This window comes from Nocardioides sp. GCM10030259, assembly GCF_042666375.1.
Classification (GTDB): Bacteria; Actinomycetota; Actinomycetes; order Propionibacteriales; family Nocardioidaceae; genus Nocardioides.
Window position 1 is genome coordinate 409,768 of sequence record NZ_JBHTDF010000025.1, and the last position, 20,913, is coordinate 430,680.

Annotated in this window: 18 protein-coding genes and 1 tRNA gene; 7 read left to right on the top strand and 12 right to left on the bottom strand. The window is 71.8% G+C overall.

Features of this window, described 5'->3' with window-relative positions:
* Nucleotides 1–59: 59 nt before the first annotated feature.
* The 3 genes from ACFQQI_RS21435 to ACFQQI_RS21445 are packed head-to-tail and all read right to left on the bottom strand — an operon-like array spanning nt 60 to nt 4,030.
* On the bottom strand, nt 60–1,253 hold the full coding sequence (locus ACFQQI_RS21435) for an ArsO family NAD(P)H-dependent flavin-containing monooxygenase (protein WP_378568381.1): 1,194 nt from the start codon (nt 1,251–1,253) through the stop codon (nt 60–62).
* The gene (locus ACFQQI_RS21440) at nt 1,250–2,560 is read right to left on the bottom strand and encodes an MFS transporter (protein WP_378569049.1); all 1,311 of its coding nucleotides are present in this window, start codon (nt 2,558–2,560) and stop codon (nt 1,250–1,252) included. The genes ACFQQI_RS21435 and ACFQQI_RS21440 overlap by 4 nt, the downstream gene beginning before the upstream one ends.
* A gap of 12 nt (nt 2,561–2,572) precedes the next feature.
* The gene (locus ACFQQI_RS21445) at nt 2,573–4,030 is read right to left on the bottom strand and encodes an NAD(P)-binding domain-containing protein (protein WP_378568383.1); all 1,458 of its coding nucleotides are present in this window, start codon (nt 4,028–4,030) and stop codon (nt 2,573–2,575) included.
* A gap of 136 nt (nt 4,031–4,166) precedes the next feature.
* Between ACFQQI_RS21445 and ACFQQI_RS21450 the strand changes: the two genes are divergently transcribed.
* Together ACFQQI_RS21450 and ACFQQI_RS21455 are read left to right on the top strand one after the other, a co-directional pair.
* On the top strand, nt 4,167–5,096 hold the full coding sequence (locus ACFQQI_RS21450) for a metalloregulator ArsR/SmtB family transcription factor (protein WP_378568385.1): 930 nt from the start codon (nt 4,167–4,169) through the stop codon (nt 5,094–5,096).
* A gap of 96 nt (nt 5,097–5,192) precedes the next feature.
* A complete protein-coding gene (locus tag ACFQQI_RS21455; RefSeq protein ID WP_378568387.1) occupies nt 5,193–6,305 on the top strand; it encodes a DMT family transporter in 1,113 nt (370 codons plus the stop codon).
* On the opposite strand, the gene ACFQQI_RS21460 is transcribed toward ACFQQI_RS21455, so the two are convergent.
* Nucleotides 6,277–6,804: a DinB family protein gene (locus ACFQQI_RS21460; RefSeq protein WP_378568389.1), complete on the bottom strand. Its 528-nt coding sequence runs from the start codon at nt 6,802–6,804 to the stop codon at nt 6,277–6,279. The two genes, ACFQQI_RS21455 and ACFQQI_RS21460, sit on opposite strands and share 29 nt — an antisense overlap.
* 96 nt (nt 6,805–6,900) lie before the next feature.
* Here ACFQQI_RS21460 and ACFQQI_RS21465 point away from each other — a divergent pair, with 96 nt between their 5' ends.
* The 3 genes from ACFQQI_RS21465 to ACFQQI_RS21475 all read left to right on the top strand — a co-directional run bounded on the left by ACFQQI_RS21465 (nt 6,901) and on the right by ACFQQI_RS21475 (nt 9,045).
* The gene (locus ACFQQI_RS21465) at nt 6,901–7,650 is read left to right on the top strand and encodes a helix-turn-helix domain-containing protein (protein ID WP_378568391.1); all 750 of its coding nucleotides are present in this window, start codon (nt 6,901–6,903) and stop codon (nt 7,648–7,650) included.
* Between the two features lie 115 nt (nt 7,651–7,765).
* A complete protein-coding gene (locus tag ACFQQI_RS21470) occupies nt 7,766–8,575 on the top strand; it encodes an aquaporin (RefSeq protein WP_378568393.1) in 810 nt (269 codons plus the stop codon).
* Nucleotides 8,572–9,045, top strand: coding sequence for a low molecular weight phosphatase family protein (locus ACFQQI_RS21475; RefSeq protein ID WP_378568395.1), 474 nt, complete (start codon nt 8,572–8,574; stop codon nt 9,043–9,045). The genes ACFQQI_RS21470 and ACFQQI_RS21475 overlap by 4 nt, the downstream gene beginning before the upstream one ends.
* A 249-nt stretch (nt 9,046–9,294) precedes the next feature.
* Here the strand turns inward: ACFQQI_RS21475 and ACFQQI_RS21480 are convergent.
* A tRNA-Thr gene (locus ACFQQI_RS21480) sits at nt 9,295–9,370 on the bottom strand.
* Between the two features lie 160 nt (nt 9,371–9,530).
* The gene (locus tag ACFQQI_RS21485) at nt 9,531–9,713 is read right to left on the bottom strand and encodes a hypothetical protein (RefSeq protein ID WP_378568397.1); all 183 of its coding nucleotides are present in this window, start codon (nt 9,711–9,713) and stop codon (nt 9,531–9,533) included.
* A 132-nt stretch (nt 9,714–9,845) separates the two neighbouring features.
* Here ACFQQI_RS21485 and ACFQQI_RS21490 point away from each other — a divergent pair, with 132 nt between their 5' ends.
* Both ACFQQI_RS21490 and ACFQQI_RS21495 read left to right on the top strand, forming a co-directional pair.
* The gene (locus ACFQQI_RS21490) at nt 9,846–10,763 is read left to right on the top strand and encodes a LysR family transcriptional regulator (RefSeq protein WP_378568399.1); all 918 of its coding nucleotides are present in this window, start codon (nt 9,846–9,848) and stop codon (nt 10,761–10,763) included.
* A gap of 85 nt (nt 10,764–10,848) precedes the next feature.
* Entirely contained in the window at nt 10,849–12,198 is a 1,350-nt protein-coding gene (locus tag ACFQQI_RS21495; RefSeq protein ID WP_378568401.1) for a flavin monoamine oxidase family protein, read from the top strand.
* Nucleotides 12,199–12,203: 5 nt separating this feature from the next.
* On the opposite strand, the gene ACFQQI_RS21500 is transcribed toward ACFQQI_RS21495, so the two are convergent.
* Genes ACFQQI_RS21500 through ACFQQI_RS21525 form a run of 6 tightly spaced genes read right to left on the bottom strand, consistent with a single transcriptional unit; the run spans nt 12,204 to nt 20,793 of the window.
* Entirely contained in the window at nt 12,204–14,534 is a 2,331-nt protein-coding gene (locus ACFQQI_RS21500; protein WP_378568403.1) for an arylsulfatase, read from the bottom strand.
* Nucleotides 14,535–14,542: 8 nt separating this feature from the next.
* Complete coding sequence (locus ACFQQI_RS21505) at nt 14,543–16,189, bottom strand: ABC transporter ATP-binding protein (protein ID WP_378568405.1); 1,647 nt, start codon at nt 16,187–16,189, stop codon at nt 14,543–14,545.
* A 13-nt stretch (nt 16,190–16,202) separates the two neighbouring features.
* Nucleotides 16,203–17,093 (bottom strand): ABC transporter permease, encoded by an 891-nt coding sequence (locus tag ACFQQI_RS21510; protein ID WP_378568407.1) that lies wholly within the window; start codon nt 17,091–17,093, stop codon nt 16,203–16,205.
* Complete coding sequence (locus ACFQQI_RS21515) at nt 17,090–18,049, bottom strand: ABC transporter permease (protein WP_378568409.1); 960 nt, start codon at nt 18,047–18,049, stop codon at nt 17,090–17,092. The genes ACFQQI_RS21510 and ACFQQI_RS21515 overlap by 4 nt, the downstream gene beginning before the upstream one ends.
* A 13-nt stretch (nt 18,050–18,062) precedes the next feature.
* Nucleotides 18,063–19,625 carry an ABC transporter substrate-binding protein gene (locus ACFQQI_RS21520; protein ID WP_378568411.1) on the bottom strand — a complete coding sequence of 521 codons (1,563 nt, stop codon included), beginning with the start codon at nt 19,623–19,625 and terminating at the stop codon, nt 18,063–18,065.
* Entirely contained in the window at nt 19,618–20,793 is a 1,176-nt protein-coding gene (locus ACFQQI_RS21525) for an ROK family protein (RefSeq protein ID WP_378568413.1), read from the bottom strand. The genes ACFQQI_RS21520 and ACFQQI_RS21525 overlap by 8 nt, the downstream gene beginning before the upstream one ends.
* Nucleotides 20,794–20,913 lie beyond the last annotated feature (120 nt).

Genomic DNA, 20,913 nt, shown 5'->3' on the forward strand with positions numbered 1-20,913 from the left:
CGCCTGTCCGCGTCATCTAGAACCGTTCTGACGTGCCGAATTCCTTGGAGCCCCGGGGACTACGACGCCGCGCCCCGCACGTCGAGACCGGCTAGGTCTGCCGCGATCGCTGTCGCCGCGTCCCGAGCGGGACGGTTGACGCCGACGAGGGTCGCTGATGCGGGTCCGCACCAGTCGCCATAGCCGACGAACAGGACGTGCGGGTCGTCGACCGAGACCACGGGTGCTTGGTACACCCCGCGGTCGTCTGCAGCGTTCAGGAGCTGAAGCGGTGGAGCGGTCTGCGGTCGGCCGCGGCGAGTCGAGAGTCGCAAGGGTGCCAGGTGGCGTAGGGCGGGCCGGAAGCCGGTGCACCAGATGACAGCGTCGTATGGATGCTGCTCCCCGTCGGCCCATTGCGCTCCGTAGGGGACGAGCCGGTCGAACATCGGCTCGGCGCGCAGTCCGTAGTGGTCGCGGGCGTGGCGGACGGAGGGAACGGCGACGATGTCGCCGAGGGTGGCGACGCCGTCGTTGGCGATGCCGGCGGCCCGGTCTTGTACGGCGCGGGTCGCGGTCTCGAACAGGACGCGGCCATCGACGTCATCCGGGAGCATCCGGGGCGGGTGCTTGGCGACCCAGGTGACGGTGTCGGCGACGGGGAGGATGTCGGCGGCGATCTGTGCCCCGGAGTTGCCGCCGCCGACGACGAGGACCCGGCGGCCTGCGAAGTCGGCGGCGCCGCGGTAGTCGGCGGTGTGGAGCTGCCGTCCGGTGAAGTCGGCCATGCCTGGGACGTGTGGCCAGAAGCGGCGGCGCCAGGTGCCGGTCGCGTTGATGACCCGCCTCGCCAACCAGGTGCGTCCGTCGTCGGCTTCGACGATGAGGCGGTCGTCGTCGGTTGTGCGACGAACGGCGGTGACGGTGACCGGTCGCTCGACCGGCAGTTGGTAGCGGTCTTCGTAGGCGGCGAGGTACTTCACGACGTGCGCGCCGTCTGGGTTGTCATCACCATGCCAGGACGGCATCGGCCACCCGGACAGTGAGCTGTAGCCGGCCGGGGAGAACAGGTGGAGGGTGTCCCACATGTCCTGCCAGGCTCCGCCGGGTTGTGGGTGGTCGTCGAGGATCAGGAACGACAGGTCCGAGCGGCTGCCGGTGGTGCGTCTGGCCTGTCGGCGCAGGTGGTAGCCGACAGCGAGACCGGCCTGCCCGCCGCCGATGATGCAGACATCGACCTCGGTAGGCACGGCATCAAACGGGCCGGCGTTCATCGGGTCACGGTGTCGGACGCCGCCGGCGCGGTGGTGTTGGAGCTGCGTGCGGGGACGACGGCGAGGGACGTGGCGGCGACGACGGCGAACACGACGAGCGCAGCGGCGTGGCTGCCAAGCCCGGCGGCGAGCGCCGTGGCGAACCAGGGGGCGAACGCCGCCGAAGCCATGAGCGGCAGCGTCAGAGTCGCGTTGAGGCGGGCGTAGTTCGCGGTGCCCCACCGGTCAGTGACTGCGGTCGCTTGCAGGAGAGTGAAGATGCCGCGGACCATGCCAGCGAGGAACGACAGCACGACGAGCGGGGCGTACGGGCCCGGGGTGATGGCGAGTGCGAGCGTGGTGATGGCGACGCCTGCGAACACGAGCCGGGTCCGGGTCGTGGTGCTGGTGGCGGCGTCGAGGCGGCGGTAGCCGAGGCGTCCGCAGACCTGGCCGATGCCGCCGATGCCGAGGGCGGTGGCCGCGGCCGCGGTGCTGAACCCACGGGCGGTCAGCAGCGGCACGAAGACGATGATGACCGACCACATGCAGACCCCGGCCAGCGTGAACGCGGCGACCGTCCGGGTGAACCCAGGGATGCGCCACGGGGAGCCACTCGCGCCCGCTCGGCCTTCCGCTCCGTCTTGGTCGTCCGCTCCCCCTGCCCCCTCCGGCTCTTCGACGGTCGTCGGCCAGGGCGCCCGGAGTCCCCACGCGTGCAGGACGACGGTGACAACCAGCAGCGTCGCCAGAGCGGTGTAGGTGTCGCGCCATCCGAGGTGATCGTCGAGGATCGCGGTGAGCGGCGCGAACACTGTGCTGGCGAGGCCGGCGACCAGAGTGAGCGCGGTGAGCGCCTGGAGGCGGCGTGGGCCACCCCAGATTGTCAGCGCCGCGAAGGCCGGCGGGTAGAGGGTCGCGGCCATGGCGGCGCCAGCGATGCACCACGCGGCGAGGAACCACCACCACGACCCTGCCTGGGCGAGCAGCAGGACAGCGGCGACGGCGACGACCGACCCGAGGGTCATCACTCCGCGAGGTCCGTGGTGATGGATGCGTCGCCCGACGAGGATGCCGATGCCACCGGCAACGAGCTGGGCGACGGTGAACGCAGCGACCACGGCGGTTGGCGGCCAGCCGGTGTCTTCGCTGATGGATGGCGCGAGCACCGGGAAGGCGTAGTAGAGGACGCCCCAGGAGACGATCTCGGTTGCGCAGAGGATGACGGTGACGCGACGCAGGGCGGCGCGCGGAAGCCCGCGGTCGAGGGTGACCGCGAGCTCCGCGCTACCAGTCGCCGTACCGGTGGTGGCGTCGTTGGGGTCCATCAAGCCGGCACGCTAGCCGCAGCTGGGTCCGCAGCCGCCGGAAACACTCCTCGACTCGACCTCCACCGCCGCCGGGGCGCCGATGGTGATGAGCTCGGACTCCGCGGCGGTACCGCAGCAGCCGCCTCCGGTGGGCTCGCCGTCGAACAGGCCGGACCCGCCGCACACGCCGGTCTCGGGGAGGACCAGCTCGACCCGGGAGGCGGCCTCGTGGTCGCCGTCGACCTCGGCGACGATGCTGCGGACCTGCTCGAACCCGGTCAGGGCCAGGAACGACGGGGCGCGGCCGTAGGACTTCATGCCGGCCAGGTACAGGCGCGCCTCGGGCTGGCGGAGCCGGTCGGCGCCGTGCGGGGTCACGTTTCCGCAGGAGTGCCAGGCCGGGTGGATCTCGCCGGCGAGCTCGGAGGGTGCGTCGAGCTCGGCGTCCAGGTCGAGCTGGACCTGTCGGAGCCAGGTGTGGTCGGGGGCGAACCCGGTGACCACGATGACCTCGTCGATGCCGTCGACCACCTTCCCGATTCCGCCGACGGCGTCCGGGAACGAGGTCAGGCTGAGCCGGCCCGGCTTGCCCTCCTCGTCGGGGGTGATGTCGCTGGTGCGGAACGAGGTCACCACGGTGACCGGTCCCTTGGCGACGGCGTCCTTCGCGCGGGAGCCGAGGGCACCGCGCTCGGCGAGCTGGTCGTTGTCGCCGCCACCGAAAGCGTCGTCGGTGCCGGGTCGGCGCACCAGCCAGGTTACGTGCGTGCCGGGGTGGCTCTCGGCGAGCTGCCCGAGGCCGACCAGGACGTTCTGGGCGGAGGCGCCGGCGCCTGCGACCGCGACGCGCTTCCCGGCGTACCGGGCGGCGACAGTCGGATCGGTGAAGTCGGGGATTCCGTAGGTGATGCGGTCCGCGTGCTCGGCCTCGCCGATGGCCGGGTAGCCGTCGCCGCCGAGCGGGTTCGGCCCGGTCCAGGTGCCCGAGGCGTCGATGACCGCGGACGCGGTGAGACGGGTGCGGGTGCCATCAACGTGCTCGACATGGACGGTGAACGGCAGCCCTTCGCGGTCGGCGGCGACCAGACGGTCGCGGCCGAACCGGGCCACGCCGACCACGCGGCTGCCGTACCGGACCGAGACCTCGTCGGTCTCGTCCAGCGCAGTCGCGAGCGGGGCGAGGTACCGCTCCACCCAGTCGCCGCCGGTCGGGTAGGTCTGCGGGTCCGGTGAGACCCAGCCGGTCGGGGCGAGCAGCTTCTCCGCGGCCGGGTCCACGAGCTCGCTCCATGCGGAGAACAGCCGCACGTGCGCCCACTCGCTCACGGATGCCCCGGCGGACGGACCGGCCTCGAGCACCACGGTCGGCAGGCCGCGGGACTGGGCGTACGCGGCCGCGGCGAGTCCGATGGGGCCGGCGCCCACGATGACCAGCGGAAGGTCGCGGGTCGGGACCGGAACTGTGGTGGCGGTTGGGGCGGTGGTCATCGGTGTCTCCTCGTCGTGGCCTGGCCTGAGTCATTCATCGACGATGGTCGATGGAAGTTCGTGGCACGGACTGTATCGACCAACTTCGATATATGCAACCATCGATCTGCGTCGATGAACCGGGTATGGTCGGAGGGTGACCGTCAAGACGACCGAACTGCCGTTGGTGACCGCAGAGGACGGCGCCGCATGCGTCGATACGTCATGTGCGCCTGCCGCGACCTCGGTGCCCGCCCACCTGGACCAGACCGCGGCCGACACCTACGCGGAGTGGTTCGCGACCCTCTCGGACGCCACCCGGGTGCGGTTGCTGCACGCGGTCTCGACTGCGCCGGCCGGCCACATGCGGGTCGGGGATCTGGCCACCGAGCTCGGCATCAGTCAGTCCACGGCCTCCCACCACGTGCGCAAGCTCGCCGACGTCGGGTTCGTCGCGGTCGACAAGGTCGGCACCTCATCGGTCGTATCCGTGAACCCGGCCTGTTGCACCGGCCTGCCGCACGCCGCCGACGTGGTCATGGGCACCTTGGTCGCGGCACCGTGTTGCCCCGAGGACCTTCCGGCCGATGTCACCACCAGAGCGATGACGGATGCGGACCTCCCGGTGGTGCGCGACATCTACGCCGAGGGCATCGCGACCCGCAATGCCACCTTCGAGACCGAGGTCCCCGGCCTGGCCGACCTGGCGACCAAGTGGCTCCCGGGCCACCGGTGGGTCGCTGAGCGCGATGGAGCGGTCGTCGGCTGGACGGCGGTCAACCCGGTCTCGGCGCGCGAGTGCTACGCCGGCGTCGGCGAGACCAGCGTCTACGTCACCAAGAGCGCCCGCGGCGCGGGCGTCGGGAAGGCGCTGCTGTTCCGCCAGGTCAACGAGGCGGACGCCGGCGGGCTGTGGACCCTGCAGACCTCGATCTTCCCCGAGAACCGCGCCTCCATCGCGCTGCACCACTCCGCTGGCTACCAGACGCTGGCGGTCCGCTCCCGCATCGCTCGGCTCGACGGCATCTGGCGCGACACCGTGCTGCTCGAACGCCGCCGCGCGGAGGACTCCCCCGGGGAAGCCTGAGGAGAACCGCATGGCAGGGCAGGTGTGCTCACGCCGACCGGCAAAGCCGTGCCGGGTGCCTGCCTACGACTGCTGTGACGGCGACGACGTCGCGAATTGAGGTTCCTGGTGCCCCGTGGGGCGCCGGCACTCAGTCCTGCCCGTCTCAGCGTCATCACAGTCATCGGAGTCATCGTCATGTCCGAACCGACCTCGCCACGCCCTGCCCCTGTCTCGTCCCCCTCCCCGAGCTCGGCCCCGTCCCCGAGCCCGGCGTCCGTCCCGACGCTCGGGGTTTCCCATCGTCCGTACACCGCGGTCGCCGCGCTGATCGCAGCCGCCGCCTGTTGGGGGTTCGGCACCGTCACCTCCAAGCAGGTCGTCGACGACGTCACCCCCCTGACCCTGCTGCCCGCCCAACTGGCTGTCAGCTGCGCCCTGTTGGTCGCGGTCGCGCTCGTCCGACGCGAGCCGTTCGCATGGACCCCGTCGATGCGACGCCTGGCGGCGCTCGGCGCGCTCAATCCCGGGGCGGCGTACGCGCTCGGCCTGGTCGGCCTGACCAGCATCACTGCGAGCATGTACGTGTTGCTGTGGGCGACCGAGCCCGTGGTCATCCTGCTGCTCGCCGCGCTCGTGCTGCGCGAACACATCTCGCCGGGACTTGCCGTCCTGGTCGCGGTTGCGGTCCTCGGCGTGCTGGTCGTCGTCTACCGGCCCGGAGCGGCCGGCGACACGGTCGGCATCGTCCTGACGTTGGTCTCGGTCGGGTTCTGTGCCGCGTACTCGGTGCTGACCCGCCGGATGCTGCTCGACGACTCGGCGCTGGCCGTGGTCCTGGCCCAGCAGGCCGTAGCGCTCGCGTTCGCGGCAGTCCTGGCCACCATCGTCACCCTGGCCGGCGGGACCGGCTGGGACCTGAGCGGGCCGAACACCTCTGCGTGGCTGGGCGCCGCGGTGTCCGGGATCTTGTACTACGGGCTCGGCTTCTGGTTTTTCGTCACCGCACTGCGCCGAGTGCCCGCCTCGTACGCGGGAGCGTTCCTGCCACTCATCCCGGTGTTCGGGCTGGCGGCCGGCTACCTGACCGGCGAACGGCTGGATGCCCGGCAGTGGGTGGGAGCCGTCGTCATCGTGACCGCCGTCCTGGCGGTTGCCTTGCTGCCACGGCGGATGGGGACGGCCCGCGCCGATGCCACGCCTACGAGTGGTGAGCGTTGCCGAGGGTGAGCTGGCGCCGGTGGTGCTGGTAGTGCTGTGTGGCGTAATGCAGCACGTCCTGGATGGTCATGAAGTCGCGGAAGTAGGGGTCCCAGCCAACCGGGAAGTGCATGCCGCGGGCCAACTGGTTCTCACTGGACCTCTCGAGGGTGCGAACAAGGTCATCGCTGACATGGTCCATCACGCGTTCCATGCCGGCGTGGCCGAGGATGCGAGCGCCGCCGAGCGAGCCGAGGTAGTTGACGACGTGGAACGGCCGGGAGGCGGCGTTCAGTCCGGCGGCGAACAGTCGCGAGTAGGCGTCGGGGAGCCTCGCGAATCCGCGAACCACCCACAGCAGGGTGCGCACGAGGAGGTAGCCGAACAGCATGTGGAACAGCAGCTGGTCGTTGGTCCACCTCGTGCCGTCGGTCCGGCCCCGTAGCTCCGCTGTGGTGGCTCCGTCGACCAGGCGGCGGAAGTCTGCCCGGGCGGCGCGGATCTCGTCCGCTATCGAGGCGGGGGTCATGTGTTGCTCCCGGGGGTGCGGTGGGCATGGCCAATCTAGTCTCGGTTGCGAACGCAACTTTGGTCAGCGACTATTGACTCAACGTTGACTGAGTGAATGGAGATGCCGATGGATGTGGAGTCGCGGGTCCGGGTTCTGGTCGCGCTGGCCGACCCGATGCGGTTGCGCATCGTCGACTGCCTCCACGAGGGCGACGCGTCGCCATCGGAGCTAGGCGAGAGGCTCGGCATCAGCTCGAACCTCCTGGCTCACCACCTCGCGGTCCTCGAGGGGAGCGGGCTGGTCAGCCGACACCGCTCGCACGCCGACCGCAGGCGCACCTACCTGCGTCTCCACGGCGAGGCCCTGGCCGAACTCATCCCGACCGATGGCACCGGCGCCGGCGGTGACGTTGACCGGGTCGTGTTCGTCTGCACCGCGAACTCCGCCCGATCCCAGCTCGCGAACGCCCTGTGGCGACAGGCGAGCGCCATCCCCTCCACCTCCGCAGGCACGCACCCTGCTGCCGCCATCGCGCCCGGCGCGGTCGCCGTGGCACGGCGTCGAGGTCTGCGCCTGGTCCAGGACCACCCGCAGGGTTTGGCCGACCTGCTGCGTGATGGCGACTTCGTCGTCACCGTGTGCGACGGCGCACACGAGGAGCTCGGGTCCATCACCCGCGACGCGAGCATCGCGAGGCTCACCGGCATCGTCCACTGGTCCGTTCCCGATCCGGTCGAGGCCGGCACCGATGCCGCCTTCGACGACGCCTACGACGACCTCGCCAGCCGCGTCGCCCATCTCGCACCGCGCCTGGCCGCCGGCCCCGACGGCGACCACCACGCCGACACGTCGGCCGCCTCCTGAGCGGCCGCTCCACCTCATCTCACGCGCTTCGCCCGGAGGGCACGATGACCACCGAACAGCACCACGACCCTGTCGCCACCCACACCAACACGACCGCCGTGACCGGAGGCAACGCGTGAGCGCACCCTTGACCGCGCCCCTGATCCGGAGACTGGTCGCCGAGCTCCTCGGCACCGGGCTCCTCGTCACCGTCGTCGTCGGCTCCGGCATCGCAGCCCAACAGCTCTCACCCGATGACATCGGCCTCCAGTTGCTGGAGAACTCGACCGCGACGTTCCTCGGCCTGACTGTCCTGATCCTGCTGTTCGGCCCGGTCTCCGGGGCGCACTTCAACCCGGTCGTCTCGGCGGCGGACTGGTTCCTGGGCCGTCGTGCCGGAACCGGCCTGTCGGGCGCCGAGGTCGGCGCGTACTCGGTCGTCCAGGTCGTCGGCGCGATCGCGGGCGCCGTGCTCGCCAACGTCATGTTCGACATCGACCTGACCGAGCTGTCGACGAAGGACCGCACCGGCGGGAACCTGGTGGTCGCCGAGATCGTCGCCACCGCCGGGCTGGTGGCGCTCGTCTTCGCCCTGGCACGCACCGGCCGCGGAGCACTCGCTGCACCCGCGGTCGGCGCCTACATCGGGGCCGCGTACTGGTTCACCTCGAGCACGTCCTTCGCCAACCCTGCAGTGACCGTGGGCCGGATGTTCTCCGACACCTTCGCCGGCATCGACCCCTCGTCGGTGCCCGCGTTCATCGGGGCACAGATCGTGGGAGGGGCCGCTGGCGTCGTTGTCGTTCGCTACCTCTACCCGGACGCGGCCGGCGCGGCCGATGACGTCGTCGTGCCCCACGCCTCCGGCGCCCGCAGCGTCGACCACGGGACGCAGACCCCAGCCGAGGCCCCCACCCAGAACGGCAGCCACAGGAGCCACCGATGAGCCAGTCCACCGCAACCAGCGCGGAGAAGGGCGCCGAGCACATTCCGACCGTGGTCTTCGCGTGCCGCGCCAACGGAGGCCGGTCGGTCGCGTCCCGGCTGCTGACCGAGCACTACGCCCAAGGCCGCATCATCGCGCTCTCCGCCGGCACCGAGCCCGGCGAGCACATCCACCCCGAGGTCGCCCAGGTGCTCGAGACCCTCGGCCTGGACACCTCGCGGGAACAGCCGAAGATGCTGACTGCGGAGACGATCGCGGCCAGCGATCTCACGATCACCATGGGCTGCGGCGAGAACTGCCCCTACGTCCCGGGCGCGTCCTACCGCGACTGGCCGCTCGACGATCCGAAGGGCCAGGACGACGCGACCGTGCGCCGCATCGTTGCCGACATCGACGCGAAGGTCCGCGCATTGGTTGCGGAGCTCGTACCGGGCGCCGAGTTGCCAGCGTCGATCGTCCGGCCCACCTGAGTCCTGCCCACCGGACCTCTCATCACACGATCCTCTGACCCCAGGACTCCGCCAACCCGCCTACTTCTCATATGACTGGCAACCTGTGCCTGCACTTCCTCGGCACACGTGCCCATCGAGCGTGCCTGGAGGTGTTGAATCGGCCGCGGGGGCCGCCGGGGGCCATCTCGGGACTCGATCGGCGAATGACAAGAAGGAACCCCGCCCTGTCCGCGCAGTGTCTGCGCTGGTCAGGACGGGGATCTCACGTGGAGCCGCCTGTCGGAATCGAACCGACGACCTATTCATTACGAGTGAATCGCTCTACCGACTGAGCTAAGGCGGCGCGCTGCCTGGCTGGGCAACCCGAGGAAGTATAGGGAGCCGGAGCCTCGCTCGCGAAAACGGGACGGAATGCGAACTGCCCGGATCGATCGGATCCGGGCAGTCGACGTACCCACCCCTGCGGCGAACGCGACAACGCCGCCCGGGTGGGTGGTCCGTGGTCAGGCCGCGAGGGTGACCTTCGAGGTCGGGACGGCCTTGTTGCCGGTCACCATCGTCTGGCCGGCGCCGCACCAGCAGGTGAACGACACGACGATGCCGTGGTCGGTGTTGGCCATGCCCGTGACCTGGCTCGGGAAGATGAGCTGGCGCTTCTGGCACGCGGTGCACTGGTGGTCGAACATGGGATGACCTCCCTCTCACTGTCCTCGTCGCCCGGTTGGCGAACCTGTCCACCACCATGATCGGCCACACCCAGCCATAGGGGTAGCCTTTCTTTCCTTCGGAAACCCAAGGTTGAGCCTAGACTTGGCTCCATGCTGTCGCTGCACCAGCTCACCTGCTTCCTCGCGACCTACGAGCACGGCTCGCTGACCGCCGCCGCCGAGGAGCTCGGCTACGCGCAGCCGTCGGTGTCGGAGCAGATCCGCTCCCTGGAGAAGTCGCTCGGCGTCCAGCTCTTCCGGCGGGTCGGGCGCGGCGTCGTACCCACGACGGTCGCCGACACCCTGCGCCCGCACGCCGAGCGGGTGCTGGCGACGGTCGAGGAGGCTCAGCAGTCGGTGCAGCGGGTGAAGAGCTTCGAGACCGGGACGATCCGGTTCGGGATGTTCGGCACCGCGCGCCTGTACGCCGGGGCGGGGCTGGTCGCCGACGTGCTCTCCCGCTACCCCGGGGTGCGGGTCGAGCTGATCGGCCAGAACTCCACCGACGTCCAGGACGACCTGCGCCGCGGCCGCATCGAGGCCGCGATGATCGCGGTGCCCCAGGTCGACAGCGAGGGGTTCGAGGTCACGCCGGTCGCGCGTGACGAGCTCGTCTACATCAGCAACGACCCGGCGCACCTGGAGAACCCGGTCACCGCACACCGGCTGTCGCTCGCCTCGCTGGTGATGCCCGAGACGACGTGGCGCGCCGTCGACTCGACGCGGCGGGTGCTGCGGGGGATGCTCCACGAGACCGGCCGCAACCCGCAGACCCGGATCGAGGTCGAGGACGTCGAGACCGCGGTGGAGCTGGTCGGCATGGGCTACGCCGACTCGGTGATCCCCAAGGGTGCGGCGGTGCAGCTGCTGCCGCGGCTCGCTCCGGGCGCGGGCTGGGTGTCGTTGCGCCCGCGGCAGTACGACATGTTCGCGGTCGTGCACCGGGCCGGCGCGACCCTCTCTCCGGCCGCGCAGCTGATGATCGAGCTCGCCACCAAGCGGATCCAGGCCATCGCAGAGCCGCTCTGAGCCGTGAGCCCTACGATCTGAAGGGTGTGCGACGCGATCGTGATGCGGGGGGTCGGGTTCGGGCGCGCAGCGAGGGGCCCTCACGATGCAGGCTGACGTCGTGGTCGTCGGCGCCGGGCTGTCCGGCCTGACGGCCGCGCGCGCCGTGCAGGCGGCCGGGCGCTCGGTCGTCGTCGTGGAGGCGCGCGACCGCGTCGGTGGTCGCACCGAGGCCGGCCGGCTCTCCGACGGCCAGTGGATCGAGCTCGGCGGCCAGTGGCTGGGACCGACCCAGGACCGGATGTACGAGCTCGTGGCGGAGCTCGGCCTGGAGACGATCCCGACGTACAACGACGGCGACATCGTGTTCGGGCTCGGCGGTCGCTACGGGCGACTGCCGGGCCGCAAGGGGGCGGTGCCGCGGCTGAACCCGTTCGCGGTCGCCGACCTGGCGCAGGGGACGCTGCGGTTCGCCCGGCTGGCGAAGCGGGTCGACCTCGACCGCCCGTGGGCGACGCCGGGCGCGGCCGGCCTCGACGGCCAGACGTTCCAGACCTGGGTACGGCGCAACCTGCGGACGCCGCAGGGGCGCGCCTACTTCGAGCTCTTCGGCGAGGCGGTGCTCGCCGCCGGCCTCGCCGACGTCTCGCTGCTGCACGCGCTCTTCTACACGCACTCCGGCACCGACATGGACACGCTGATGGCCGTCGACCGGGGCGCCCAGCAGGACCGGGTCGCCGGTGGCTCGTGGATGGTCAGCGCGCGGCTCGCCGCGGACCTCGACGTCCGCCTCTCCTCGCCGGTCCGGCAGGTCGCCCAGACGTCATCAGGCGTGCGCGTCACGACCCGGGACGGCACGACGTACGACGCGAGCCGGGCGATCGTCACGCTGCCGCCGACGCTGGCCGGCCGACTGGAGTACGACCCGGTGCTCCCGTCGTGGCGTGACCAGCTCACCCAGAAGCTCCCGGCCGGCAGCGTCATCAAGGTCTACGCCGTCTACCCGACGCCGTTCTGGCGCGAGCAGGGGCTCAGCGGCCAGGCGGGCTCCGACGAGGGGCCGGTCAAGGTCACCTTCGACAACTCGCCGCCCGGCTACGACCGCGGCATCCTGATGGGCTTCATCGAGGCCGGCGACGGCCGCCGCTGGGCGCGGCGCACTCCCGAGGAGCGGCGGGCAGCCGTCGTCGCGTGCTTCGTCCGCTACTTCGGCCCGCAGGCCGCGGAGCCGCTGGAGTACGTCGAGCGCGACTGGATGGCGGAGGAGTTCAGCCGCGGCTGCTACGGCGCCCACTTCGCGCCCGGCGTCTGGACGTCGTACGGCGCGGCGCTGCGGGCCCCGGTCGGCCGACTGCACTGGGCGGGCACCGAGTGCGCGACGGTCTGGAACGGCTACATGGAGGGCGCGGTCCGCTCCGGCGAGGCCACCGCCGCCGAGGTGCTCGCCCTCCTGTAGCCGCCTCAGTGGGTGACCAGGGTGGCCTGGAGCAGCTGCTCGTCGGACGGCCTGAGCGCGTCGTCGCCGGCCTCGATGACCACCTCGCGCAGCGCCCCGGTGAACGGGAAGCCGCGGCCGGGCCCGTAGTCGGGGGTGACCGGGGTGCCCCGGTCGAGGCCGACGTCGAGGGTCTGGTCCATCGAGTAGAAGAACGGCAGCGTCCGCTCGACGCGGCCGTCGCCGACCTTCTCCCCGTCCACCAGGAGGCGCACGTCGCCGCCGCGGCCGAGCCCGCCGCCGTCGTACGTGAACAGCACCTCGACGAGGTGGTCGCCGGCGAGCAGCGGGGTGGTCGCGCGCACGTGGGTGACGGTGACCGCGCCGAAGCTGTAGGCGTAGGTCAGCAGCCCGTCCTTCACGTAGAGCGACCAACCGCCGAACCGGCCGCCCTGCGCGACGAGCACACCTTCTGTGCCGGTTCCAGAAGCGAAGGATGCCCGGATCGCGAACGACGTGTTCTTGAGGCTGGGTACGGCGTCCTCGCGCAGCCGGCCGGAGCCGGGCCGGAGCCGGATCGTGCGTGGCGGGGCCGGGCGGCCGGTGAGCTCGGCATTGAAGCGCCGCGCGAGCTGGTCGTCCATCGGCAGCACGTGGTTGCGCCTCGCCTCGCCCAGGAACAGCTCCTGCAGCTCGGCGAGGAGCTCCGGGTGGTCGCCGGCGAGGTCGCGGGCCTGGGTCCAGTCGGACCGGGTGTCGTAGAGCTCCCAGCGGTCCTCGGAGAGGTGCGGCGTCTCGCGCTGTGCGGTCGCCCACGGCGTCTTGTGCTGCGCGACCGCGGTCCAGCCCTCGTGGTAGATCCCGCGGTTGCCGAACATCTCGAAGTACTGCGTGGTGTGCCGCTCCGGTGCCCCTGCGTCGTTGAAGGAGTACCGGAACGACACACCGTCCAGGGGTTGCTGCTCGACGCCGTCGACGACCTCGGGCAGCGGCACGCCCGCGACCTCGAGCAGCGTCGGCAGCACGTCGACGACGTGGTGCCACTGGTGGCGCACCTCGCCGGGCGCGTCGATGCCGGCCGGCCAGTGCACGACGAGCCCGTTGCGGGTGCCGCCGTAGTGGGAGGCGACCTGCTTGGTCCACTGGTACGGCGTGTCCATCGCGACCGCCCATCCGGTCGGGTAGTGGGCGTAGCTCTCTGGCCCGCCCAGCGTGTCGAGCTGGGTGAGGATCCGGGCCGTGTCGTCCTCGATCCCGTTGAGGCGGAGGGTCTCGTTGAGCGTGCCCTCGATGCCACCCTCGGCCGACGCGCCGTTGTCGCCCAGGATGTAGAGCACGACGGTGTTGTCGAGCTCGCCGGACTCGCGCAAGGCGTCGACCAGTCGCCCGACCTGGGCGTCGGTGTGCTCGGCGAACGCGGCGTACAGCTCCATCAGCCGCTCGGCGGCGATCTTCGCCTCGGCGGTGAGGTCGTCCCAGTGCGGCACCCCGGGTGTCCACGGCGCGAGCTCGGCCTCGGGCGGCACGATGCCGAGCTCCTGCTGCCGGGCGAGAGTGATCTCGCGCTGCCGGTCCCAGCCGTGTGCGAACTCGCCGCGGTACTTCTCCGCCCAGCCCTCCGGCACCTGGAACGGCGCGTGCGTCGCACCGAAGGCCAGGTAGCAGAACCACGGCTTGTCGGGCGCGTGGGTGCGCACGTCGCGCACCCAGTCGCGGGCGCGGTCGACGAGGTCCTCGGACAGGTGGTAGCCCTCGGCGGCCGTGCGCGGCGGGTCGACGAACGTGGTGCCCTCGACCAGCGTCGGCTCGAACTGGCTGGCCTCGCCGCCGAGGAACCCGTAGAAGCGGTCGAAGCCCTCGTGCGTCGGCCAGCGGTCGAACGGGCCGGCGGCGGTCTGCTCCCAGGTCGGCGTCTGGTGCCACTTGCCGAACGCGCCGGTGGCGTAGCCGTTGCCCGACAGCGCCTGGGCGAGCGTGCCCGCACTGAGGGGCCGCGTCGCGTCGTACCCGGGGAGCCCGGTGGAGATCTCGACGACCGTGCCCATGCCGACGGCGTGGTGGTTGCGGCCGGTCATCAGCGCCGCCCGCGTGGGCGAGCACATCGCCGTGGTGTGGAAGCGGCTGTAGCGCAGCCCGCCGCCGGCGAGCTCCTCGGCGACGGGCATCCGGCACGGCCCGCCGAACGCCGACGACGCCCCGAACCCCATGTCGTCGAGCAGGATCACCAGCACGTTCGGGGCGCCGTCGGGCGCGGTGGGCAGCGGCCTGGGTGGCAGCGGGTCGGCCTGGTCGCGCACGTCGACGGCGGCGTCGTACGCCGGTCGGGTGCCGTGGAAGGGCAGGCGGGTGCGGTCCATGGGTGCTCCTAGGCGATGTGCCGACGCAGGGCGGGGCCCGTGGCGTCGCGGACGGTGGGGTCGGGGACGGGCACGGCGTCGAGGAGCCGGCGGGTGTAGTCGTGGGCGGGCTCGCCGAAGACGCGCGCGGCCGGGCCGGACTCGACGACCTTGCCCGCGCGCAGCACCGCCACCTGGTCGGCGACCGTGTTCACGACCGCGAGGTCGTGGCTGATGAAGACGCACGCGAAGCCCAGCCGCTGCTGGAGGTCGGCGAACAGCTCGAGCACCTCGGCCTGCACCGACACGTCGAGCGCGCTGGTCGGCTCGTCGGCGATGAGGAGCTGCGGGTCGAGCGTGAGGGCGCGGGCGAGCGCCACCCGCTGCCGCTGGCCGCCGGACAGCTCGCGCGGCCGCCGCTTCGCGAACGACGCGGGCAGGCGTACGGCGTCGAGCAGCTCGGCCACCCGCTCGTCGCGCGCCTGCCGGCTGCCGACGCCGTGCACGTCGAGGGGCTCGCGGATCGCCTCGCCGACGGTGAAGCGCGGGTCGAGCGAGGCCTCCGGGTCCTGGTGCACGAACGCCAGCCGGCGGCGCAGGTCGGCCCGGGTCCGGCCGCGGGTCCGGGCGAGGTCGACGCCCGCGACGCGGACCCGGCCCCCGGCGAGGGGAACCAGGCCCGCAGCGAGCCGGCCGAGCGTGGTCTTGCCGGAGCCGGACTCCCCCACCAGTCCGAGCACCTCCCCACGCTCGAGCCGGAGCGTGACGCCGTCGACGGCCGGCAGCACCCGGCCGCGCATCCGCGACCCGAAGTGGACGTGCACGTCGTCGTACTCCAGGGCGGGCTCACCCGACGGTGCCGGTGCCTCGGGAACGACGTGGACCCGCTCGTCGGAGGCCGGCAGCCGCGGCACGGCGGCCAGCAGCTGCCGGGTGTAGGCGTGCTGCGGGTCGGCGAAGAGGTCGCGGGTCGGCGCCGCCTCGACGACCTCCCCCTGCCGCAGCACGACGACGCGGTCGGCCAGGTGCGCGACCACGCCCATGTTGTGGGTGATGATCACGATGCTGGTGCCGGTGCGGTCGCGGATCCGCCGCAGCAGCGCCAGGATCTCGGCCTGCACGGTGACGTCGAGCGCGGTCGTGGGCTCGTCGGCGAGCAGCAGCTCCGGCTCGTTGGCCAGCGCGAGGGCGAGCACGACGCGCTGCTTCTGGCCGCCGGAGAGCTGGTGGGGGTAGAAGTCGAGCCGCTCCTCGGGATCGGGGATCTCGACCTCCCGCAGCAGCTCGGCCGCACGCTCGCGGGCCTGCCGGCCGCGCACGCCGCCGTGGGCACGCAGGGCCTCGGCGAGCTGCCACCCGATGGTGCGCACCGGGTTGAGGGCGGTCTGCGGCTCCTGGAACACCATCGCGATCCGCCGGCCGCGGATCCGGTCGAGGTCCGGCTCGGGCAGGCCGAGCACGTCCTCGCCCCGGAGCCGGATCGAGCCGGTGGCGCGGGCGCCGTCGGGGAGCAGCCCGATGATCGCCCGGGCGGTCATCGACTTGCCCGACCCGGACTCGCCGACGAGGGCGACGACCTCCCCCTCGTCGACGGTCACGCTCACCGACCGGACGGCCGGGCGGGGGTGGGAGAACGAGATGGCGAGGTCGTCGACCTCGAGCAGGGGTGTGGACACGGTTGTCTCCTGACTACGCACGACGCGCCTCCGCAAGGGCCTGGGACACGAGCAGCAGGCCGAGGACCAGCGCCACCACGAGGGCGAGCGGGCCGACGGCGAAGAACGGCGCGTCGTACATGTTGCGGACGCCGTCGCGGATGAGGGAGCCGAGCGACGGAGCCGGCGGGCGCACGCCGAGGCCGAGGAAGCTCATCGCGCCCTCGATGAACACGGCGACCGACATGGACACGGCGATCTGGACGAGCAGGGGCTCGAGCGAGTTCGGCAGCACGTGGCGGCGCAGCTGCCACCACGACCCGGCACCGACGACGTGGGCGGCCTCGACGTACGGCATCTCGCGGATGGACCGCACTGACGTGCGGGTCAGGCGGCCGAACACCGGCAGCTCCACGGCGATGATGACGAAGAAGACCGTGCCGAGCCCGGGACCGAGGAACGCCGTGACCGCGATCGCGAGGATGAGGGTCGGGAACGCGAGCACCAGGTCGAAGACCCGCTGCGCGATCACGTCGGTGAAGGTCCACCAGCTGGAGACCAGCCCGACCAGGACGCCGATGGCCGCGCCGATCGGGACCGCCAGGAAGACCACGAGCAGGTCGGTCCGGATCCCGTAGAGGGTGCGGGACAGGATGTCGCGGTTGACCTCGTCGGTGCCGAGCCAGTGCGCGCCTGACGGCCCCACCAGGTTGGCTCCGGGGATCTGCTCGGTCGGGCTGTGCGGCGCGAGCAGCGGCGCCAGCAGGCCGAGCGCGACGACCACGCCGATCATCAGCACGCCGACCAGGCCCTTGCCGCGCCGGAGCGCGGACCAGATGCTCGGCCGGGGCCGCTGGTCGAACTCGTCGTCGAGCTGGGTCGCGGCGCTCTCCGGCACCGCGACGTCGATGAGGGACTCGCTCATGCCGTTGCTCCGATCCGGATGCGCGGGTCGAGCCACGCGTGGACGACGTCGGTCAGCAGCTGCACCGCGACGAAGACGGCGACCGAGAGCAGCAGCAGCACCTGCACCAGCGGGTAGTCGCGGCCCGAGATCGCCTCCTCGATCAGGCTGCCGAGGCCGGGCCAGGTGAAGATCGCCTCCACCAGCACCGCCCCGCCGAGCAGCGTGCCGAACTGGATGCCGAGCACGGTGACCGTCGACGGCAGCGCGTTGCGCAGCGCCTGGGTCAGCACGATCCGGCGCCGGGAGATCCCGAGCGCGCGGGCGGTGGTGACGTAGGGCTGCCGCAGCTCGGTGCGCAGCGCCTCGGTGAGGAAGCGCGTGAGCGCCGCGCCGGCGCCGAGGGCCAGGCAGACGGCCGGCATCAGCAGGTACTGCGCGGCGATGTCGGGCCGCGCGATGAAGCCGTCGGGCGGGGTGCCGCCGGCGGGGAGCACCGGGAACACCACCGCGAGCAGCAGGATCAGCACCAACCCCGTGACGAACGTCGGCAGGGCGATGGCGAGCGTGTTGCCGAAGGACAGCGCGGCGTTGACCCACCGGTTGTCGACCACGACGGCGAGCACGCTGGCGACCAACGCGACGGCCGCGGCGAGTACGAGCGCGGTGACGGTGAGCACGACGGTGTTGACCGCACCGTCGGCGACCAGGTCCTTGACCTGGCCGCCGATCCGGTAGGACGTGCCGAAGTCGAGCCGGGCGAGCTGGCCCAGCCAGGTGAGGTACTGGGCCACGAGCGGCTGGTCGAGGCCGAGGTCGGCCCGGATCGCGGCCCGTGCCTCGGGGGTCGCGTCCGGTCCGGCCAGGCTGGAGACCGGGTCGCCGGGGACCAGCCGCACCATAGCGAAGATCGCGAACGACGCGACCGCCAGGACGACCAGGGCCGACGGCAGCCGGCGGAGCAGGTAGTGGGTCATGGGTCGGGTCCGCTCAGTTGGAGAGGTAGGCCTGGCGCAGGTCGAGCTCGTTGCGCTTGGACCGACCGAGGTCGTGGACGTTCGTGGTCGTCGCGATCTGCGGCTGGAGCACCGCGATCTCGATCAGGAACAGGTTGTCCAGCAGGTCCTTGCTCAGCGCCCGGTAGGCCTCGACCGCTCCCCCGTCCGTGCCGCTGACCCGCTTCCAGGCCGCCTCGGCGTGCTTCTTGTAGTCCGCGGACTCGAAGTGCGAGGCGTTCTTGTCGGCGTTGAAGGGGTAGGCGCTGACGGTCAGCGTCGACGGCGTGTACTGCGCGTAGTTGTGCTGCAGCACCCAGAGCCCGCCGAACGCGCCGTCGATCAGCTGCTTGATGAAGTCGCCGTACTCCTGCGGCCGGAGCTCGGTCTTGATGCCGACCTCCTCGAGGTTGGCCTGCACGATCTGCGCGACGGACTCGTAGTTGCCGCTGGCCGGGTAGGACAGCGGGATGGTCGGCACCGACTTGAGCTGGGAGACGAGGGTCTTGGCCTTCTCGATGTCACGCGTGTAGGTCTGGTTCGCCTCCGCGTCGTACGCCGGGGAGTACGGCGCCCACGGCAGGTTGCCCGGCGTCCCGACGCCGCGGAACACCTCGTCGACGATCCGCTCGCGGTCGAGGGCGTAGGCGATCGCCTGCCGGATCTTGAGGTCCTGCAGGGCGGGGTTGGTCAGGTCGGCCCCGACGTACACCTCGTTCTCCGCACCCTCGTAGGCGGTGACCTCGAACTTGTCGTCCTCGCCGAGCGTCTCCAGGTCGCGGTTCGTCGCGCCGTTGATCAGGTCGAGCTGGCCCGAGCGCAGCTGGGAGACCTGCGCCTGCGGGTCGGTGACGATGTCGATGTCGACGCCCTCGAGGTGCGGCTTGCCGCCCCAGTAGTCATCGTTGCGGGAGAGCTCGATCTTCGAGCTCGGCGTCCAGGAGTCGAAGACGAACGGGCCGGTGCCGACGAACGCCTTGCCCTCCTTGAGCTCGTCGATGCTCTCGCTGTCGATGATCGGCAGCATGTCGAGCAGGTCGAAGATGTTGCTCAGCGGGTGCGCGAAGGTCAGCGTGATCGAGTGCGGGTCGCTGGTGTCGAAGCCGGTGACCGCGGCGGCCGTGCGCTGCAGCTGCACCGCCCACACGGGGTCGGCCCACGTCCTGATGCTGAACTCGACGTCCTCGGAGGTGAACTCCCGGCCGCTGTGGAACGTCACGTCGTCACGAAGGTCCAGCGTGAGCGAGAGCCCGTCGTCGGCCAGCTTCCACGAGGTGGCCAGCCGCGGCTCGGGCTCCAGGCTGTCGAGCGGGTAGTCGACGAGGCTGTCGTAGACCGCGCCGATGAGGGTGTTGGTGCTGTCGGCGGAGTTGGTGAAGATCGTCGCCGGCACGATGTCGGCGATCGCCCCGACGCGCAGCGTGCCGCCGTCGCTCGGCCCCGAGTCGTCACCGCCGCCGTTGGCCTCGCCGACCGCCGACGAGCACGCGGCCAGCATGGCGACGACGACCAGGCCGACGAGGGTGAGGAGGATCCGGGGGTGTGGTGTTCTACGCACAGGGGCGTCCTTTCGCGGGTTGGTGCTTCTCGGGTACGGCGGCCAGCGGGTCGTCGTAGACGGGGCCGAGCGCGACGGTCCCGGCAGCCACGGCCTGGATGCCGGCGCCGAAGCGGGTGAAGGTCGGGGTCAGCTCAGGCAGCCGGGTGGTCTCCGCGAACGACGCGACCACCTCGTCGAGCAGCGGCGGGAACCCGGTGAACGCCTGGCCGACGAGGATCAGCCGGTCCGGGTTCACCATGTCGCGGACGGTCGCCGCGACCCGGCCGAGCAGGCGGGCACGGCGGCGCAGCAGCGCCTGGGCCTGCTCGGCGCGGTGGTCGGCACCGGTGGCGGCGAGGTAGACCTCCTCGACGACGGGTCGGTCGACGAGGCCGGCGGCGTACGCCTCCTGGGCGAGCACCTGGTCTCCGGCGCTGGCGGAGAGGCAGCCGCTGTGGCCGCAGAGGCACGGCACGTCGGTGCCGGCCGGGAAGTGGGTGAGGCTCGCGACCCGCGAGACCTCGGTGGTGAGGCCACGGTCGACGGCCATGACGAAGCCGGCCGAGTTGCGCGCGTAGAGGTACGTCGTGATGCCGCCGGTGCCGTGCCGGCGGTGGATGAACTCGGCCGCGGCGACCGCCGCGATGTGGTCGGCGGTCGTGACGTCGAGCCCCAGCACCTCCTGGAGCTCGGCGCCGGTGCGGACCGGGTCGAGCTCGAGGTCGCGCCACGGCGCGACCAGTCCGGCAGCGAGCGGCACCCGGCCGGGCTGGGCGCCGAGCAGGCCCGCCGCGAGCCGGCCGACGGCCTCGAGGTCCATCGGCTCGCCGAGCCGACGCGGCCGGGACTCGCTCGCGACCACCCGGCCGGCGAGGTCGCACAGGGCGACCGTCGTCTCGAGCACGCCCTGGTGGACGCCGACGACGACGTACGTCGTGGGGTCGATCTCGACCGGGGTCCCCGGTCGGCCGACGGCGCCCGAGGGGGTGAGGTCGCGCCGCTCGCGGACCAGGCCCGCGGCGCCGAGCGAGGTGACCGCGCGGGCGATCGTCGCCGGGCTGAGGTCGGTGGCCCGGGCGAGCTGGTCGCGGGCGAGCGGTCCGGCGCCGCGCAGCTCCTCCAGCACCCGGGTCGCCGCCGAGGCGAGCCTGCCCCGCGAGACGACGACCATCGGCGATCGCTGCACCCCGCACCCTCCCTGTCCCGTCCGAGTCACCGTTCAAAGTCGAGTGACTTGATTGACTATAGGGATTAATAGCGGACTCGACGGCCCGTCTCAAACACCGACGCGGGGTTTCGGTCGCGG

Coding starts and splice junctions, on each gene's coding strand:
- ACFQQI_RS21515 (WP_378568409.1), bottom strand. CDS start 18,049: ATGACCCACTACCTGCTCCGCCGGCTGCCGTCGGCCCTGGTCGTCCTG.
- ACFQQI_RS21490 (WP_378568399.1), top strand. CDS start 9,846: ATGCTGTCGCTGCACCAGCTCACCTGCTTCCTCGCGACCTACGAGCAC.
- ACFQQI_RS21485 (WP_378568397.1), bottom strand. CDS start 9,713: ATGTTCGACCACCAGTGCACCGCGTGCCAGAAGCGCCAGCTCATCTTC.
- ACFQQI_RS21435 (WP_378568381.1), bottom strand. CDS start 1,253: ATGAACGCCGGCCCGTTTGATGCCGTGCCTACCGAGGTCGATGTCTGC.
- ACFQQI_RS21440 (WP_378569049.1), bottom strand. CDS start 2,560: ATGGACCCCAACGACGCCACCACCGGTACGGCGACTGGTAGCGCGGAG.
- ACFQQI_RS21500 (WP_378568403.1), bottom strand. CDS start 14,534: ATGGACCGCACCCGCCTGCCCTTCCACGGCACCCGACCGGCGTACGAC.
- ACFQQI_RS21445 (WP_378568383.1), bottom strand. CDS start 4,030: ATGACCACCGCCCCAACCGCCACCACAGTTCCGGTCCCGACCCGCGAC.
- ACFQQI_RS21510 (WP_378568407.1), bottom strand. CDS start 17,093: ATGAGCGAGTCCCTCATCGACGTCGCGGTGCCGGAGAGCGCCGCGACC.
- ACFQQI_RS21495 (WP_378568401.1), top strand. CDS start 10,849: ATGCAGGCTGACGTCGTGGTCGTCGGCGCCGGGCTGTCCGGCCTGACG.
- ACFQQI_RS21460 (WP_378568389.1), bottom strand. CDS start 6,804: ATGACCCCCGCCTCGATAGCGGACGAGATCCGCGCCGCCCGGGCAGAC.
- ACFQQI_RS21475 (WP_378568395.1), top strand. CDS start 8,572: ATGAGCCAGTCCACCGCAACCAGCGCGGAGAAGGGCGCCGAGCACATT.
- ACFQQI_RS21465 (WP_378568391.1), top strand. CDS start 6,901: ATGGAGATGCCGATGGATGTGGAGTCGCGGGTCCGGGTTCTGGTCGCG.